The following is a 14,076-nucleotide window of genomic DNA, read 5'->3' on the forward strand; positions in this document are numbered from 1 at the left end:
GCGGCGTCGGCGTCGACGTCGCTCAGGCGGCGGCCAGCGCGCCCGCCGTCGCGGCGAGGACCGGGCCGTGGTCGGCGGCCCAGCGCTCGGCCAGCAGCAGCAGGTCCGGCAGCTCCCGCTCTTCCACGACGAACGACGGCACCGGCAGGGTGGCACCCAGCTCGGCGAGGACGGGGCGCAGCTGCAGGTCGGCGACGAACCGGTGCGTCGGCGCCGCGGCGACCGTCACCGGCACCGCGACGGTCCCGCGCAGCGCGCCGCCGGGCAGCCGGTCCAGGAACGCCTTGAGCAGCCCCGTGTAGCTGGCCTTGTACGTCGGCGTCGCCACGACCAGCACCGACGCCCCGGCGGCAGCTGCCAGTGCGTCCTCGCCGTCCGGCGCCAGCGGGCCGAGCCATTGCCCGCCGAAGCCGGCCAGGTCGAACACCGGCCCCTCGCCGGCGCCGGACCGCGCCGCCACGGCCGTCGCCAGCGCCTCCGCCACACCCAGGGTGCGCGACCCCGGCCTCGGGTTGCCGACCACTGTCACGATGCTCATCCCGCACGTACCTCCAGACCGGGCCGAACCGACGAACTTCCAGGACCGGCGGCCACGACCGGCGCGCCGGGCACGACCCGCACGGACACCGTCGCACCGACGTCGAGACCCAGGCGGAGGAACTCCGTCCGGGTCATGGTGGCGAGCACGACCTGCTCGCCGGTGCTGACCTCGACCCGCACCTCGAACCCGACCCGCACCACCCGCGCGACCCGGCCGGCGACGGCGTCCGGGTCGTCCGCGCCGGGTGCCAGCGCGACGTCGTGCGGACGGACCAGCTGGTCGCCGAGCTGCGTCACCGGGCCGAGGAAGCGCATGACGAAGTCGTTGGCGGGCTCGTCGTAGAGCTGGTCGGGCGTTCCGATCTGCTCGACCCGGCCCTCGTTGATCACGACGATCTCGTCGGCCACCTCCAGCGCCTCCTCCTGGTCGTGGGTGACGAAGACGGTGGTCACGTGCACCTCGTCGTGCAGGCGGCGCAGCCACTCGCGCAGCTCCTTGCGGACCTTCGCGTCCAGCGCGCCGAACGGCTCGTCCAGCAGCAGCACCTTGGGCTCGACGGCGAGCGCGCGGGCCAGCGCCATCCGCTGCCGCTGACCGCCGGAGAGCTGCGACGGCAGCCGGTCGGCGAACTGCTCCAGATGCACCAGCGCGAGCAGCTCGTCGACCCGGCGGCGGACCTCGTCCTTCGGCCGCTTGCGGATCTCCAGCCCGAACGCGACGTTCCGGCGGACGGAGAGGTGCTTGAACGCGGCGTAGTGCTGGAAGACGAAGCCGACGCCGCGCTTGCGGGCGGGCAGGGCGGTGGCGTCGAGGCCCTCGATGCCGACGGTGCCGGTGTCGGCGTACTCCAGCCCGGCGATGATCCGCAGCAGCGTCGACTTCCCGCCGCCCGACGGGCCGAGCAGCGCGGTGAGCTGCCCGGTCGGAATGCTGACGGACACGTCCTCGAGCGCCACGAAGTCGCCGAAGCGTTTGCTCACGCCGGTGATCTCGATGCTCATCGGGGTTCTTCCTTCGGCCGGATGACGGACACGACGACGATGCAGGCGACGGAGACCAGGGCGAGCAGGAACGCGGTCGCATAGGCGCCGCCCTGGTCGAAGTTCAGGTACTTCTCCTCGACGACGAGCGTGGCCGTGCGGGTCTCGCCGAGGACGTTGCCGGAGACGACCTTGACGGCGCCGAACTCGCCCAGCGACCGGGCCAGGCTGAGCACGACGCCGTACGTGACGCCCCAGCGGATCGCCGGCAGGGTGATGCGCCGGAACGTCTGCGCCGACGTCGCGCCGAGGCTCTGCGCCGCCTGCTCCTGCTCGGTGCCGATCTCCTCCAGGACGGGCACGACCTCGCGGATGACCAGCGGCAGCGCCACGAACGTCGTCGCCAGGATGATGCCGGGCGTCGCGAAGATCACCTGCAGCCCGGCGTCCTCCAGGCCCGGCCCGAACCAGCCGGAGCGGCCGCCGTAGACCAGCACCAGCGCCAGCCCGACCACGATCGGCGACACCGACAGCGGCACGTCCAGCAGCGAGTTCAGCAGCCGCCGGCCGGGGAACCGGTAGCGCACGATCAGCAGCGAGATGCCGACGCCGAACACCGTGTTGAGCACGACGGACGCGATCGCGACGCCGACGGTCAGCCGCAGCGCGTGCACGACGTCGGGGTCGTCGAGGATGCCGCGCAGGTTGTCCAGCCCGCCGTCGAAGGTGTGCTGCGCGACCAGCCACAGCGGCCACGCGACCAGCAGCACCAGGTACGCCGTCACGACCGTGCGGGCCACCCACCGGCCGCGCCCGCGCGCCGGCCGGCGCTGACGCTGCCGCTCAGCCACGGCGGCCCACCCGGCGCTGGATGACGTCGAGCGCGACGATGACCGCGAACGAGATGGCCAGCAGCACCGTCGCGACCGCCGCCGCGTTGTCGAGGCTGTCGTTCTCGATGCTGCTGAGGATCCGCACCGACGTCACCTCCGTCTGCATCGGCAGGTTGCCCGACAGCAGCACCAGCGAGCCGTACTCGCTGACGCCGCGGGCGAACGAGAGCGCCGCGCCGGCCGCGATCGCCGGGGCCAGCGCCGGCAGGATGATCCGCCGGAACGTGGTGAGCCGCGACGCGCCCAGCGAGGCCGCGGCCTCCTCGACCTCGCGGTCCAGCTCGGCCAGCACCGGCTGCACCGTCCGGACCACGAACGGCAGCGTCACGAACAGGAAGGCCAGGAACACCGCGGCCCGGGTGTTGGCGACGTCGACGCCGAGCGGGCTGTCCGGCCCGTAGAGGGACAGCAGCACCAGCCCGGCCACGATCGTCGGCAGCGCGAACGGCACGTCGATCAGCACCTCGAGCGCGCGCTGGCCGGGGAACCGGTCGCGCACCAGCACCCACGCGATCAGCGTCCCCATCACCACGTTGACGACGGTGACCAGCAGCGCCGTCCCGACGGTGAGCCGGATCGCGGCGGCCGTCTGCTCGTTCGTCACCGCCCGCCAGAACCCGTCCCAGCCGCCGGCGGCAGCCGTCGCCACCACCGCCGCCAGCGGGATCAGCACCAGCAGGCTGAACCAGAGCAGCGCGACGCCCAGGCCCAGCCCGGAGGTGCGGGTGAGCCGTCCGCCGGCGGTGACCGGCACTGAGCTCACTCAGCCTTCCCGGACTCGGCGATGATCTGCGTGATGATGCCGCTCTCCTCGTCGAAGAACTTGTCAGACAGCGCGCTCCAGCTCTCGAAGTCGTTCTCGACGGTGAGCAGGTGGGCCGGCGTGGGGAACGGGTCGTCCTGGTCCAACGCGCCCTCGATGCCGCTGGTGTCGACGCCGTCGATGATCGGGCGGAAGCCCTTCAGCGCGAACTGCCGCTGGCCCTCCTCGCTGAGCACGAAGTCGAGCCACTCCTGCGCCTTCGGGTCGGCGTCGGTCAGCACCGCGCCCGGGTTCTCGATGAGGATCGTGGTCTCCGGGATGACCCAGTCCAGCTCCTCGCCGTTCTGGGTGGCCAGGATCGCCTCGTTCTCGTAGGCGAGCAGCACGTCGCCGGTGCCGCCGAGGAAGCCGGTGGTGGCGTCGCGGCCGCTGTTGGGCAGCGAGACGACGTTGGCGAAGACCTGCCGGACGAACTCCTCGGCCTCGGCGTCGGTGCCGCCGTTCGCCGCGATGTGGCCCCACGCCGCCAGCGCGTTCCAGCGGGCCGCACCGGACGACGCCGGGTTCGGCGTGACGATCTCGATGCCCGGCTGGACGATGTCGTCCCAGTCCTGGATGTTCTCCGGGTTGCCGGGCCGGACCGCCAGCACGACCACCGACGACGACACGACGCCCTTCGTCGGGCCGTCGTCCCAGGTGTCCTCCACCAGGCCGGCGTCGACCAGCCGGGTCACGTCGCTGCTGACGGAGAAGTGGACGTAGTCGGCCTCGAGGCCGGACTCGACCGCCCGGCTCTGGTCGCCGGAGGCGCCGTAGGAGCTGCGGAACCGCACGCCCTCGCCCTCGTCGGTCTTGTTCCACTCCTCGGCGATGGCGACGTTGGCCGCCTCGGGGACCGCGAAGCCCACGATCGACAGCGTCGTCTCGTCGTCGCCGCCGCCGGACGTGGAGTCGGCGTCGTCGCCCCCACAGGCCGCGAGCGCCAGGACGCCGGCGAGGACGATCGCGGTCGCTGCTGCTCTGGTTCGGGTGCTCATCGGGTGCCCCTCGATCGATGGTGTGGAACGGCGGATCATAGTAATCACGGTGGATTAGTAGTCAATAGTGCTGATCTCGCATATTGAGCAGGATTCGTTCGAATGTTGGTCAGTCGAGCCGGTAGCCGTGCCCGCGGAGCGTGCGGATCCGCCGTCCGTGCTGGCCGAGCTTCACCCGCAGCCGACGGATGTGGACGTCGACCGTGCGGGTGCCGGCCCGGGTGCCCAGCGGCCAGACCTGGTCGATCAGCTCGGGCCGGGTCACGGCGCGGCGGCGGTTCTCGATCAGGTACGCGAGCAGCTCGAACTCGCGGTGGGTCAGCGGCACGGCCCACCCGTCGACCACGGCGATGCGGGCGGCGTGGTCGAGGTGGAACCCCGGCTGCGCGAGGGCGACCGGCGCCTGGCCGGTCTCGACGGGATACGACAAAGACATGGGTGACTCCCGGGGAGGGTGCGGATCGCGGTGCTGGGGTGCGGGAGTCAGTGACAGAGCTGGCTGGCGACGCGCATCAGATCGACGGCACGTCGCTGAGTGAGCAGCAGCCTGGGCACGTCCCCAATTTCCTATGGATCTGATGGGAAAGCAACCGCGCATCCGCATGGTGGTCACCCGGGATTAGGGTGTGGGACGTGATCGACCTGCGCAGCGACACCGTCACCCGGCCCACCGCCGCCATGCTGGCCGCGATGTCCACCGCCGAGACCGGCGACGACGTCTACGGCGAGGACCCCACGGTGCACGCGCTCGAGGGGCGGGTCGCCGAGCTGCTCGGCCACGAGGCCGGGCTGTTCACCGTCAGCGGGTCGCTGGCCAACGTGCTGGGCGTGCGGTCACTGGTCGCGCCGGGCCAGGAGCTGCTGTGCGAAGAGCGGGCGCACGTCGTCCGCGCCGAGCTGGGCGCGCACGCCGCCTGGCAGGGCGTCACCACTCGCACCTGGTCCGACCCGCGCGGCCACGTCGACCTCGACGCCGTCCGCCGCCTGATGACCCCCGACGCCGGTCCGTACATGGTGTCGACGGCGGCGGTCGCGGTCGAGAACACGCACAACTTCGCCGGTGGGACGGTGCAGCCGCTGGCCGCCCTTCGGGAGCTGCGGGCGCTGGTCGACCCGGTCGGCGTGCGGCTGCACCTCGACGGCGCCCGCCTCTGGAACGCCCACGTCGCCACCGGCGTCGCGCTGGCTGACTACGGCCGCCTGTTCGACACCGTCGCGGTCTGCCTCTCCAAGGGACTGGGCGCGCCGGTCGGGTCGGTGCTCGTCGGGTCCGCGGCGGCGATGGCGGAGGCGCGGGTGTGGCGCAAGCGCCTCGGCGCCGGCTGGCGGCAGGCCGGCGTCCTGGCCGCGGCCGGCCTCTACGCCCTCGACCACCACGTCGACCGTCTGGCCGACGACCACGCCCACGCCCGCCTGATCGCCGAGACCGTCGCCGCCGCCGACCCCGCCGTCGTCGACCTCGCCGCGGTCGAGACCAACGTCGTCCTCCTCGACGTCGGCGACCGTGCCGCCGGCCTGGTCGAGCGGGCGGCCGCCGAGGGCGTCCTCACAGGCACGGTCGGCCCCGGCCTCGTGCGGCTCATCACCCACCTCGACGTCACCGCCGAGGACGCCAAGCGCGCCGCCGGGGTCCTGGCGGCCCTCGTCCGCCCCTGACGCCCACGACGCCTCCGTCGCGCCCCACCCCTCCGCCCCGGCCCGAGTTGATCATGGAGAAGGTCGGCTCTGGATCGCTCTGGGAGCCGACGTTCTCCATGATCAACGGCGCTTGCCCGTCACCGCGGCGTCCGGAGTGCGAGATGGCGGCGTCCATCTGTTGACCACAATCCCGACCTAGGCGACTATTCCTATAGTTCTGACAGGTTAGGCGGGAGTGGAGGCAGCCGGGTGCGTACGCTCGTCGTTCTGGGTCTGGTCGGTTTCGCCGCCCAGCTCGTCGACGGCAGCCTCGGCATGGCCTACGGGGTCACCTCCAGCACGCTGCTCCTCGCCGTCACGGCGAACCCGGCGGCGGCGTCGGCCACCGTCCACCTCGCCGAGATCGGCACCACGCTGGTGTCGGGCCTGTCGCACTGGCGCTTCGGCAACGTCGACTGGAAGGTCGTCGCGAAGATCGGCGTGCCCGGCGCGGTCGGAGCGTTCGCCGGCGCGACGTTCCTGTCGAGCCTGTCGACCGATGCCGCCGCGCCGGTGATGTCGCTGATCCTGCTGGCGCTGGGCATCTACCTGCTGGTCCGGTTCACGCTGCGCGGCCTGCCGGAGCGCCGCGACCCGAAGCCGCTGGGCCGGCGGTTCCTGACGCCGCTCGGGCTGGTCGCCGGGTTCGTCGACTCCACCGGCGGCGGTGGCTGGGGCCCGGTCGGCACGCCGGCGATCCTGGCCAGCGGCCGCCTGGAGCCGCGCAAGGTGATCGGGTCGATCGACACCAGCGAGTTCATCGTCGCCGTGGCGGCGAGCGTCGGCTTCCTCATCGGGCTGGGCACCGAGAACATCGACTTCGCGTGGGTGGCCGTGCTGCTGGCCGGTGGCGTCATCGCCGCGCCGATCGCCGCCTACCTGGTGCGGGTCGTGCCGCCGCGGGTGCTCGGCTCGGCCGTCGGCGGCATGATCATCCTGACGAACGGACGCACCATCCTGCGCAGCGACTGGGTCGACGCGCCGGGCGGGGTGCGCGCCGCCGTGTACGTGGTGGTCACCGTCGTGTGGGCGGCGGCGCTGGCCTACTCGATCCGCGCGCACGTCCGCCAGCAGCGCGCCGTCGTGGCCGACGAGCCCGAGCTGGCCCGGGTCGGCTGACGCTGACGCTGGCCGCGTCGGGAGCTCAGAGCCCGACGGGGGAGTGGTCGCCGAGGCGACGCCCGGCCGCCGGGATGAGCCGTCGCAGCGTCGACGCCAGCTCGCGGACGTCGGCGCCCGCCAGTGCCTGCGGCCCGTCGCACAGCGCCGCCTCGGGATCGGGGTGCACGTCGACGAGGATGCCGTCGGCGCCGACCGCGATGGCCGCCCGCGACAGCGGCAGCACGAGGTCGCGCCGCCCGGCCGAGTGGGACGGGTCGACGATGACCGGCAGGTGCGACAGCCGCTGCACGATCGGCACGGCCGCGATGTCGAGCGTCGTCGCCGTGGCGGTCTCGAACGTGCGGATGCCGCGCTCGCACAGCACGATGTCGAGGTTGCCGCGCTGGGCGACGTACTCGGCCGCCATCAGCCACTCGTCGACGGTGGCCTGGATGCCGCGCTTGAGCAGCACCGGCTTGCCAGCCCGGCCGACGGCCTGCAGCAGCGCGGTGTTCTGCATGTTGCGCGCGCCCACCTGGAGCATGTCGGCGTACCCGGCGACGAGGTCGGCGTCGGCGGGGTCGATGACCTCGGTGACGACGGGGAGGCCGGTGACCTCGCGGACCTCGGCCAGGATGTGCAGCCCGAGCTTGCCCAGGCCCTGGAACTCGCGCGGGGCCGCCCGCGGCTTGAACGCGCCGCCGCGCAGCATGGTGGCGCCGGCCGCCTTGGCCATCTCGGCCGCCTCGAGCGTCTGCTCCAGCGACTCGACGGCGCACGGGCCGGCGATGAGTGTGAAGGTGTCGGGGCCGATCATCACCGGTCTGGCCCCGGTGCCGGTGCCCACGACGACGGTGCTGCGGGCCGGCTGGTGGTCGACGCTCACCAGCTTGTACGGGGTGGTGATGGCGATGACGTCGGCGACGCCCGGCATGCTGCGCAGGTTGAGCGCGCGGAAGTCGTCGACGTCGCCGACGAGGCCGATGATGGTGCGCTGGACACCGCGGCTGACGAAGGCCTCGCCACCCGTGGTGCGAACCCGAGCCACGACGGCGTCGACCTGTTCCGGCGTCGCATCGGGCGACATGACGACCACCATGACGCATCCTCCCCGCCTCGTCCCCAGCTCGAAACTAGGGCACTGAAAGCCTAGTTCGGCAGGGTTGTCCGGAGAGTAAGACAGTTGGTCACAATCAGGTCACTTGACATCTCATGTTGTTATTTCCGGGAACTCGGTTGTAATTCCTTCAGCAGCGAAAGATCTTCGGCATAAGCCGGAGGGCCACCCGGCGTCTCCAGCACGACAGGCAATCCGGCGACCGATTTGTGGTGCAGCAGCTCGCCGAACGCGGCGACGCCGATGTGCCCCTTGCCGATGCGCTGGTGGCGGTCGCGGAACGAGCCGCAGACGTCCATCGAGTCGTTCGCGTGGACGGCCGCCAGCCGGTCCGCGCCGGCGACGTCGGCGAACCGGTCCAGCATCGCCGTCATGCCGCCCGGCGCGGCGAGGTCGTGCCCGGCCGCGTACAGGTGGCAGGTGTCGAGGCAGACCCGGGCCTGCGGGTGGTGGTCGAGCGCGGCGAGGTACGCCTCGAGGTCGTCGATCGTCGCGCACAGCGACTGGCCCTGGCCGGCGGTCGGCTCGAGCAGCAGCTGCGGCCCGCCGGGCGCGTCGTCCAGCCCGTCGAGCAGCGGCAGCAGCAGCTCGCGGACCTGCCGCATCGCGTCGTCGCGGCTGCCCGCCGTCACGCAGGAACCGGTGTGGACGACGACGCCGGCCGCGCCGACCTCGCGGGCCCGGCGCAGCGAGTGGGCCAGCGCGGCGGCCGAGCGGCGCGCCGTCTCGGGCACCGGGCTGCCGAGGTTGACCAGGTAGGCGGCGTGCACGAGGACGGTCAGGCCGTGCTGCTGAGCGGCGGCGCGGAAGGCCGCGTCGGCGTCCGGGTCGCCGGGGGTCATCGCCCAGCCGCGCGGGTTGCCGAGGAACACCTGCACCGACGACGCGCCCATGCCGGCGGCGCGTTCGGGCACGGTGGCCGGTTTGCCGGCGGCCGGGAGGTGGGTGCCCAGCTGGGCGAGCGCGTCGGTCACGAGCGTCCTCGGTCGGCCGGAGCCGGGTCAGAAGATGATGATGCGGACGGTGGAACCGCGCGGCGCCTGCTCGCCGGCCGCGGGTTCCTGGTTCTGGACGCGGTCGCCGCGGCCGTCGCTGCCGAACTCCGGGAAGAGGTCCTCGACCTCGACCTCGAAGCCGGCTTCGCGGAGGATTTCCTCCGCCCTTTCCACTCTTTCGCCGCGCACATTCGGAACCTCGATCAATTCCGGTCCGCTCGACACGACGATCGTGATCTCGTCGTTACGGAAACCGGTGCCGCTCGCGGGGTCCTGCGAGATGACGACGCCCGCCTCGACGTCGTCGGAGTTCTGTTCCTCGGTCACGACTCGGAATCCGGCCTCGGCGAGCGCCGCCTGCGCCTGGTCGGCCGGCTGGCCGGTGAAATCCTCGATGTCCAGCGGCTCCTGCCCGCGGCTGACGGTGACCACGACCTCGGTGTCGCGGCGCACCTCCTCGCCCGCCTCGACGCTCTGCGTCAGGATCAGGCCGGCCTCGACCTCGTCGTGGAAGACCTCCTCCTCGACGGTGACGGTCATCGCCAGCGGCTCGGCCAGCTCGTTCGCCTGGGCGACGGTCTGCCCGACCAGCTCCGGGACCACGTACCGCTCCGGTCCGCGCGAGAGCACATAGGTGATCTCGCTGCCGCCGAGCAGCCGCTCGCCGGGCCCGGGCTCGGTGCGCAGGACCAGGCCGGCCTCGACCGTCTCGGAGAACTCCTCGCCGCCGCTGACCGCGTCGAACCCGGAGTCCTCGGCCCGCGTCTCGGCCTGCTCGGCGGTGAGGTCGAGCAGCGACGGCGTCGACTCCCACCGTCCGGACCCGTACCACCACGCCGCGGTCGCGACGCCGATGGCCAGGAGCAGCACGAACAGGAACAGGTAGAGGCCGCGGCGGCCGCGGGTCTGCTCGGTCCGGCGGTGGCTGGTCGCCCGGGCGCGCGCCTCGGCCTGCCGGGCGGCACGCGAGCCGGGCGGCGGCGCCTTCTCGCCGTCCTCGGTCTCGTCCTCGGTGAACCGGATCGACAGCGGCGCGTCGATGCGGCGCGTCGAGCCCGGCCGGCTCTCCTCGCCGTCCCACCGGGCGTCGGCCTGCGCCACGTCGTCGCCGGTCTCGTCCTCGTCTTCGTCCGGCTCGGCGGCCGGCCGGCGCGGCTCGACGTCGTTCACGCGGCCGACCTGGCCGGCGAGCACGGTGCCGGCCAGCGCCTCGTCGAGCGAGACGCCCGCGGAGTCGCGCGGCTCGGCGTGCACCTCGGTGAGGTCGGGATCGTCCTCGGGCTCGGGCAGCGGGACGCCGACGATGGCGGCCCGGGTGGACCGGATCGCGGCCAGGAACGCGTCGGCGTCGGCGTAGCGCTTCCGCGGCTCGCGCGCCGTCGCCGTCAGCACGAGGTCGTCGACCGCCGGGGGCAGCGGGACCGCCTCGGATGGCGGCGGGACGTCGTCGTCGATGTGGCTGCGCACGACCACGAAGTCGGTCGGCCCCTCGTGCGGCGTCTTCCCGGTGAGCAGCTCATAGAGCATGATGCCCGCCGAGTAGACGTCGGAGCGTGGTGTGGCCCGCTCGCCGAGCGCCTGCTCGGGGGAGATGTAGCTGACGGTGCCGAGTAGGCCGCGGGTGGTCTTCGACGAGGTGCTGTTGGCCCGGGCCAGCCCGAAGTCGGCGACCTTGACCCGTCCGTCGTTGCCGACCAGCACGTTCTCGGGCTTCACGTCGCGGTGCACGATGCCGGCCCGGTGCGCCGCGGCCAGCGCCGACAGCACCGACTCGGCCACCTCGAGTGCGAGGTCGGCACCCAGCCGTCCCCGCTCGTGCAGGACGTCGCGCAACGTCCGGCCGTGGATGTACTCCATGGCCAGGTAGACGGCGCCGTCGTCCTCGCCCTGGTCGAACACGTTGACGACGTTGGGGTCGGACAGCTGCGCGACGGCGCGCGCCTCGTTGATGAACCGGGCCACGAAGTCGTCGTCGGCGGCCAGCTCCGCATGCATGATCTTCAGCGCGACCGCGCGGTCCAGGCGGGTGTCGGTGGCCTTGTAGACCGTCGCCATCCCGCCGCGCGCCAGAAGCGCCTCGATCCGGTAGCGTCCGTCGAGAAGACGGCCCACCGGTGCATCGGAGACGGAGAGGTCCACGGGGGGAGTGTACGTTCACCTGAGGGCCCCGGCCGATCGACACCGTCCGCCGACCTGCCCCGCCCGGAACGTCGCTGCTCGTTCACCATCGCCCGATTTGTCGGCGTTGCGGCTATTGGCGCGGACCAATACCCGCAGTCGGATGGCGCTGGGGCCATCGGCGGGCTAGGGTCGCCGCCCGTGACCGCTGTGCCTCCACGCCGCGTGCCGTCCACGCCCTTCGGCGACGACGACGGCTCGGCCGACCCCCGCATCGTGGCCGCGCTGGCCGCGTACGAGCGGGGCGAGGGCGGTTCCGCCGACGTGCTCGCGGCGCTGGCCGCCGGCCGGCTGCTGATCCCGGTGGTCGCGGTCGCCGAGTCGGTCGACGCCACGGGGATGGAGAAGGAGACCGCCATGGCGACGGTCCTCACGACCGGCCGCGACGGCCGCCGCGGACTGCTCGCCTTCACCTGCGTCGAGTCGCTGCAGCGCTGGAACCCGGCCGCCCGTCCGTCGCCGGTGCCCACCCGCAGCGCCGTCGAGGCCGCTCTGGCCGACGGTGCCGAGGCCCTCGTCATCGACCTCGCCGGGCCCATCATGTTCGCCGTCGACGCACCCGACCTGCGCTCGCTGGCCTCCGGCTGGCGTCCGCTCGGCACCTGGCCCGGCGTCGAGCAGGCCGAGCCGACGGTCAAGGCCGCGGCTGCGGCCGCCTCCGCCCGCTCGGTGGCCGGTGCGGGGGTCCGCCGCACCGGTGGCCGCGTCTGGCGCCGTGTTCGCCGCCGGGTCCGCCGCGCCTTCAGCGGCTGACACTCGCGCGGACTAGGAGTAGACGGGCCCCGTGTACTTCTCGCCAGGTCCCTCACCCACGGCATCGGGCATGGGCGACGCCTCGCGGAAGGCCAGCTGGAGCGTCTTCAACCCATCCCGCAACGGCCCGGCATGGTGCGTCCCCAAGGAAGGAGCTGCGGCGGTGATCAGCCCGGCCAGCGCCTCGATCAGCGACCGCGCCTCGTCCAGATCGCGATGCTCGGGCAGGTCCTCGGCCAGTCCGAGATGGACGGCGGCCGCGCTCATCAGGTGCACGGCGGCGGTGGAGATGACCTCGACGGCCGGGACCTCGGCGATGTCGCGACCGGCCTCGGCGGCGATGTGATCTGGCATGCTCATTCATGGTAGGCTCTCACACCGACCGGACCGTCTGACTCGAGACCTCGGGAACGACGGCCAGCAAGCGGAGACCTCTCCCACCCGCAACGATCGCCGAGATCGTCGGGTTCCCTGGTCAGGGCGTCCCTAGGGCGCCCTTGTAGTCGTGGTTCGCAGGATTGAGCCGCGACGCCGATGGGTTGGCCTCTGCGAGCACGTTCGCGGAGGCCATTCGTGTTTCCGCGGCGTGGTCGAGGACCACCCCGTCGATTTCAGGAGGAAGGCATCAGCACAGAGCCCCGCATCAACGACCGGATCCGCGCTTCGGAGGTCCGGCTCGTCGGCCCCAACGGTGAGCAGGTCGGCATCGTCCGCATAGAGGACGCCCTGAGGCTCGCCGCGGAAGCCGACCTCGACCTGGTCGAGGTCGCACCCGGCGCCCGTCCGCCGGTGACCAGGCTCATGGACTACGGGAAGTTCAAGTACGAGTCCGCCATGAAGGAACGGGCGGCCCGGCGCAACCAGTCCCACGTCCTGATCAAGGAGCAGAAGCTCCGGCCCAAGATCGACAAGCACGACTACGAGACCAAGAAGCGGGCTGTCGAGCGCTTCCTGGCCGAGGGTGACAAGGTCAAGGTCACCATCATGTTCCGCGGCCGTGAGCAGTCGCGGCCGGAGCTCGGCTTCCGGCTGCTGCAGAAGCTGGCCGAGGACGTCACCGAGCTTGGCTTCGTCGAGTCGTCGCCGAAGCAGGACGGCCGCAACATGATCATGGTGTTGGGGCCGCACCGGAAGAAGGCCGACGCCAAGGCCGAGAAGGAAGCGGCGAAGGTCGAGCGGCAGGCGCAGCGGGACGCCGACGAAGAGGCCGAGAGGGTCGAGCGCGCGGCGAGCCGGGCGGCGGCCGAGGCCGAGAAGGCCGACCGGCCCGAGGTCGTCCGGCCCACCCCCGACAACGAAGACTAAGAGGAGCAGACGGCGCCATGCCGAAGAACAAGACGCACAGCGGCACGAGCAAGCGGTTCCGGATCACCGGGAGCGGGAAGGTGCTGCGCCAGAAGGCGAACCGTCGCCACTACCTGGAGCACAAGCCCTCCTCGCTGACCCGCAAGCTCGCCGGCACCACCGAGGTGGCCAAGTCGGACCGGGGCCGCATCAAGAAGCTGCTCGGCAAGTAAGCGGCGACCGTCCAGTCAACCTCTCGGCCCGATCGGCCGAACTAGCAAGGAGTACCAGTGGCACGCGTCAAGCGGGCGGCCAACGCCCACAAGAAGCGCCGTCAGACCCTCGAGCGGGCCAGCGGCTACCGGGGTCAGCGCTCCCGGATGTACCGGAAGGCGAAGGAGCAGGTCACCCACTCGCTCGTCTACGCCTACCGCGACCGCAAGCAGCGCAAGGGCGACTTCCGGCAGCTGTGGATCACGCGCATCAACGCCGCGTCCCGGGCCGAGGGCCTGACGTACAACCGCTTCATCCAGGGTCTGCGCCTGGCCGAGGTCGACGTCGACCGTAAGATGCTGGCCGACCTCGCCGTCAACGACCCGGCCGCCTTCAGGGCCCTGGTCGAGGTCGCCCGCGCCGCGCTGCCGGCCGACCGCAACGCCCCGGCCGAAGCGGCCTGAGCGTCCGTTCGTTCGTGAGACCGGGCCTGCGCAGGTAGGCCCGGTCTTCGCGTGTTCCGGTGATGATGTCCTCTGGCGGT

Annotated in this window: 17 protein-coding genes; 6 read left to right on the top strand and 11 right to left on the bottom strand. The window is 72.3% G+C overall.

The window, feature by feature from the left end:
- Window positions 1-22 precede the first annotated feature (22 nt).
- The 7 genes from BLV05_RS17935 to BLV05_RS38650 form a co-directional block, all read right to left on the bottom strand.
- Window positions 23-538: an NAD(P)H-dependent oxidoreductase gene (locus BLV05_RS17935; RefSeq protein WP_046770593.1), complete on the bottom strand. Its 516-nt coding sequence runs from the start codon at window positions 536-538 to the stop codon at window positions 23-25.
- Window positions 535-1,542, bottom strand: coding sequence for a sulfate/molybdate ABC transporter ATP-binding protein (locus BLV05_RS17940; RefSeq protein ID WP_046770592.1), 1,008 nt, complete (start codon window positions 1,540-1,542; stop codon window positions 535-537). Before BLV05_RS17940 ends, BLV05_RS17935 begins: the two co-directional genes overlap by 4 nt.
- Window positions 1,539-2,372, bottom strand: a complete 834-nt coding sequence (locus BLV05_RS17945; protein ID WP_046770591.1) for a sulfate ABC transporter permease — start codon at window positions 2,370-2,372, stop codon at window positions 1,539-1,541. The genes BLV05_RS17940 and BLV05_RS17945 overlap by 4 nt, the downstream gene beginning before the upstream one ends.
- On the bottom strand, window positions 2,365-3,177 hold the full coding sequence (gene cysT / locus BLV05_RS17950; RefSeq protein ID WP_082155502.1) for a sulfate ABC transporter permease subunit CysT: 813 nt from the start codon (window positions 3,175-3,177) through the stop codon (window positions 2,365-2,367). Before cysT ends, BLV05_RS17945 begins: the two co-directional genes overlap by 8 nt.
- Window positions 3,174-4,214, bottom strand: a complete 1,041-nt coding sequence (locus BLV05_RS17955) for a sulfate ABC transporter substrate-binding protein (protein WP_046770589.1) — start codon at window positions 4,212-4,214, stop codon at window positions 3,174-3,176. Before BLV05_RS17955 ends, cysT begins: the two co-directional genes overlap by 4 nt.
- Window positions 4,215-4,323: 109 nt before the next feature.
- Entirely contained in the window at window positions 4,324-4,650 is a 327-nt protein-coding gene (locus BLV05_RS36600) for a winged helix-turn-helix domain-containing protein (RefSeq protein WP_082155501.1), read from the bottom strand.
- Window positions 4,651-4,697: 47 nt separating this feature from the next.
- A complete protein-coding gene (locus tag BLV05_RS38650; RefSeq protein WP_407717036.1) occupies window positions 4,698-4,769 on the bottom strand; it encodes a putative leader peptide in 72 nt (23 codons plus the stop codon).
- Between the two features lie 78 nt (window positions 4,770-4,847).
- Here BLV05_RS38650 and BLV05_RS17965 point away from each other — a divergent pair, with 78 nt between their 5' ends.
- Both BLV05_RS17965 and BLV05_RS17970 read left to right on the top strand, forming a co-directional pair.
- Window positions 4,848-5,870, top strand: coding sequence for a threonine aldolase family protein (locus BLV05_RS17965; RefSeq protein ID WP_046770686.1), 1,023 nt, complete (start codon window positions 4,848-4,850; stop codon window positions 5,868-5,870).
- 231 nt (window positions 5,871-6,101) lie between these two features.
- Window positions 6,102-7,010, top strand: a complete 909-nt coding sequence (locus BLV05_RS17970; RefSeq protein WP_046770588.1) for a sulfite exporter TauE/SafE family protein — start codon at window positions 6,102-6,104, stop codon at window positions 7,008-7,010.
- A gap of 25 nt (window positions 7,011-7,035) precedes the next feature.
- Here BLV05_RS17970 and aroF read toward each other — a convergent pair whose 3' ends face one another.
- The 3 genes from aroF to pknB form a co-directional block, all read right to left on the bottom strand.
- The gene (gene aroF / locus BLV05_RS17975; RefSeq protein WP_046770587.1) at window positions 7,036-8,091 is read right to left on the bottom strand and encodes a 3-deoxy-7-phosphoheptulonate synthase; all 1,056 of its coding nucleotides are present in this window, start codon (window positions 8,089-8,091) and stop codon (window positions 7,036-7,038) included.
- Window positions 8,092-8,210: 119 nt separating this feature from the next.
- Window positions 8,211-9,083: a deoxyribonuclease IV gene (locus BLV05_RS17980; RefSeq protein ID WP_046770586.1), complete on the bottom strand. Its 873-nt coding sequence runs from the start codon at window positions 9,081-9,083 to the stop codon at window positions 8,211-8,213.
- Between the two features lie 27 nt (window positions 9,084-9,110).
- Entirely contained in the window at window positions 9,111-11,243 is a 2,133-nt protein-coding gene (gene pknB / locus BLV05_RS17985) for a Stk1 family PASTA domain-containing Ser/Thr kinase (RefSeq protein ID WP_046770585.1), read from the bottom strand.
- Window positions 11,244-11,423: 180 nt separating this feature from the next.
- On the opposite strand from pknB, the gene BLV05_RS36605 reads away from it, so the two are divergent.
- Window positions 11,424-12,035, top strand: coding sequence for an SseB family protein (locus BLV05_RS36605; protein ID WP_160312777.1), 612 nt, complete (start codon window positions 11,424-11,426; stop codon window positions 12,033-12,035).
- Window positions 12,036-12,047: 12 nt separating this feature from the next.
- Here BLV05_RS36605 and BLV05_RS17995 read toward each other — a convergent pair whose 3' ends face one another.
- Window positions 12,048-12,395: a DUF1844 domain-containing protein gene (locus BLV05_RS17995; RefSeq protein WP_046770584.1), complete on the bottom strand. Its 348-nt coding sequence runs from the start codon at window positions 12,393-12,395 to the stop codon at window positions 12,048-12,050.
- Window positions 12,396-12,659: 264 nt separating this feature from the next.
- Between BLV05_RS17995 and infC the strand changes: the two genes are divergently transcribed.
- From infC to rplT, 3 genes are read left to right on the top strand one after another with little or no spacing between them, the layout of a single operon-like run.
- Window positions 12,660-13,340 carry a translation initiation factor IF-3 gene (gene infC, locus BLV05_RS38405; protein WP_052762771.1) on the top strand — a complete coding sequence of 227 codons (681 nt, stop codon included), beginning with the start codon at window positions 12,660-12,662 and terminating at the stop codon, window positions 13,338-13,340.
- A 17-nt stretch (window positions 13,341-13,357) separates the two neighbouring features.
- Entirely contained in the window at window positions 13,358-13,552 is a 195-nt protein-coding gene (gene rpmI, locus BLV05_RS18005) for a 50S ribosomal protein L35 (RefSeq protein WP_046770582.1), read from the top strand.
- A 57-nt stretch (window positions 13,553-13,609) separates the two neighbouring features.
- Window positions 13,610-13,996 carry a 50S ribosomal protein L20 gene (rplT, locus tag BLV05_RS18010; protein WP_046770581.1) on the top strand — a complete coding sequence of 129 codons (387 nt, stop codon included), beginning with the start codon at window positions 13,610-13,612 and terminating at the stop codon, window positions 13,994-13,996.
- Window positions 13,997-14,076 lie beyond the last annotated feature (80 nt).

It is taken from the genome of Jiangella alkaliphila (assembly GCF_900105925.1).
Lineage (GTDB): Bacteria > Actinomycetota > Actinomycetes > Jiangellales > Jiangellaceae > Jiangella > Jiangella alkaliphila.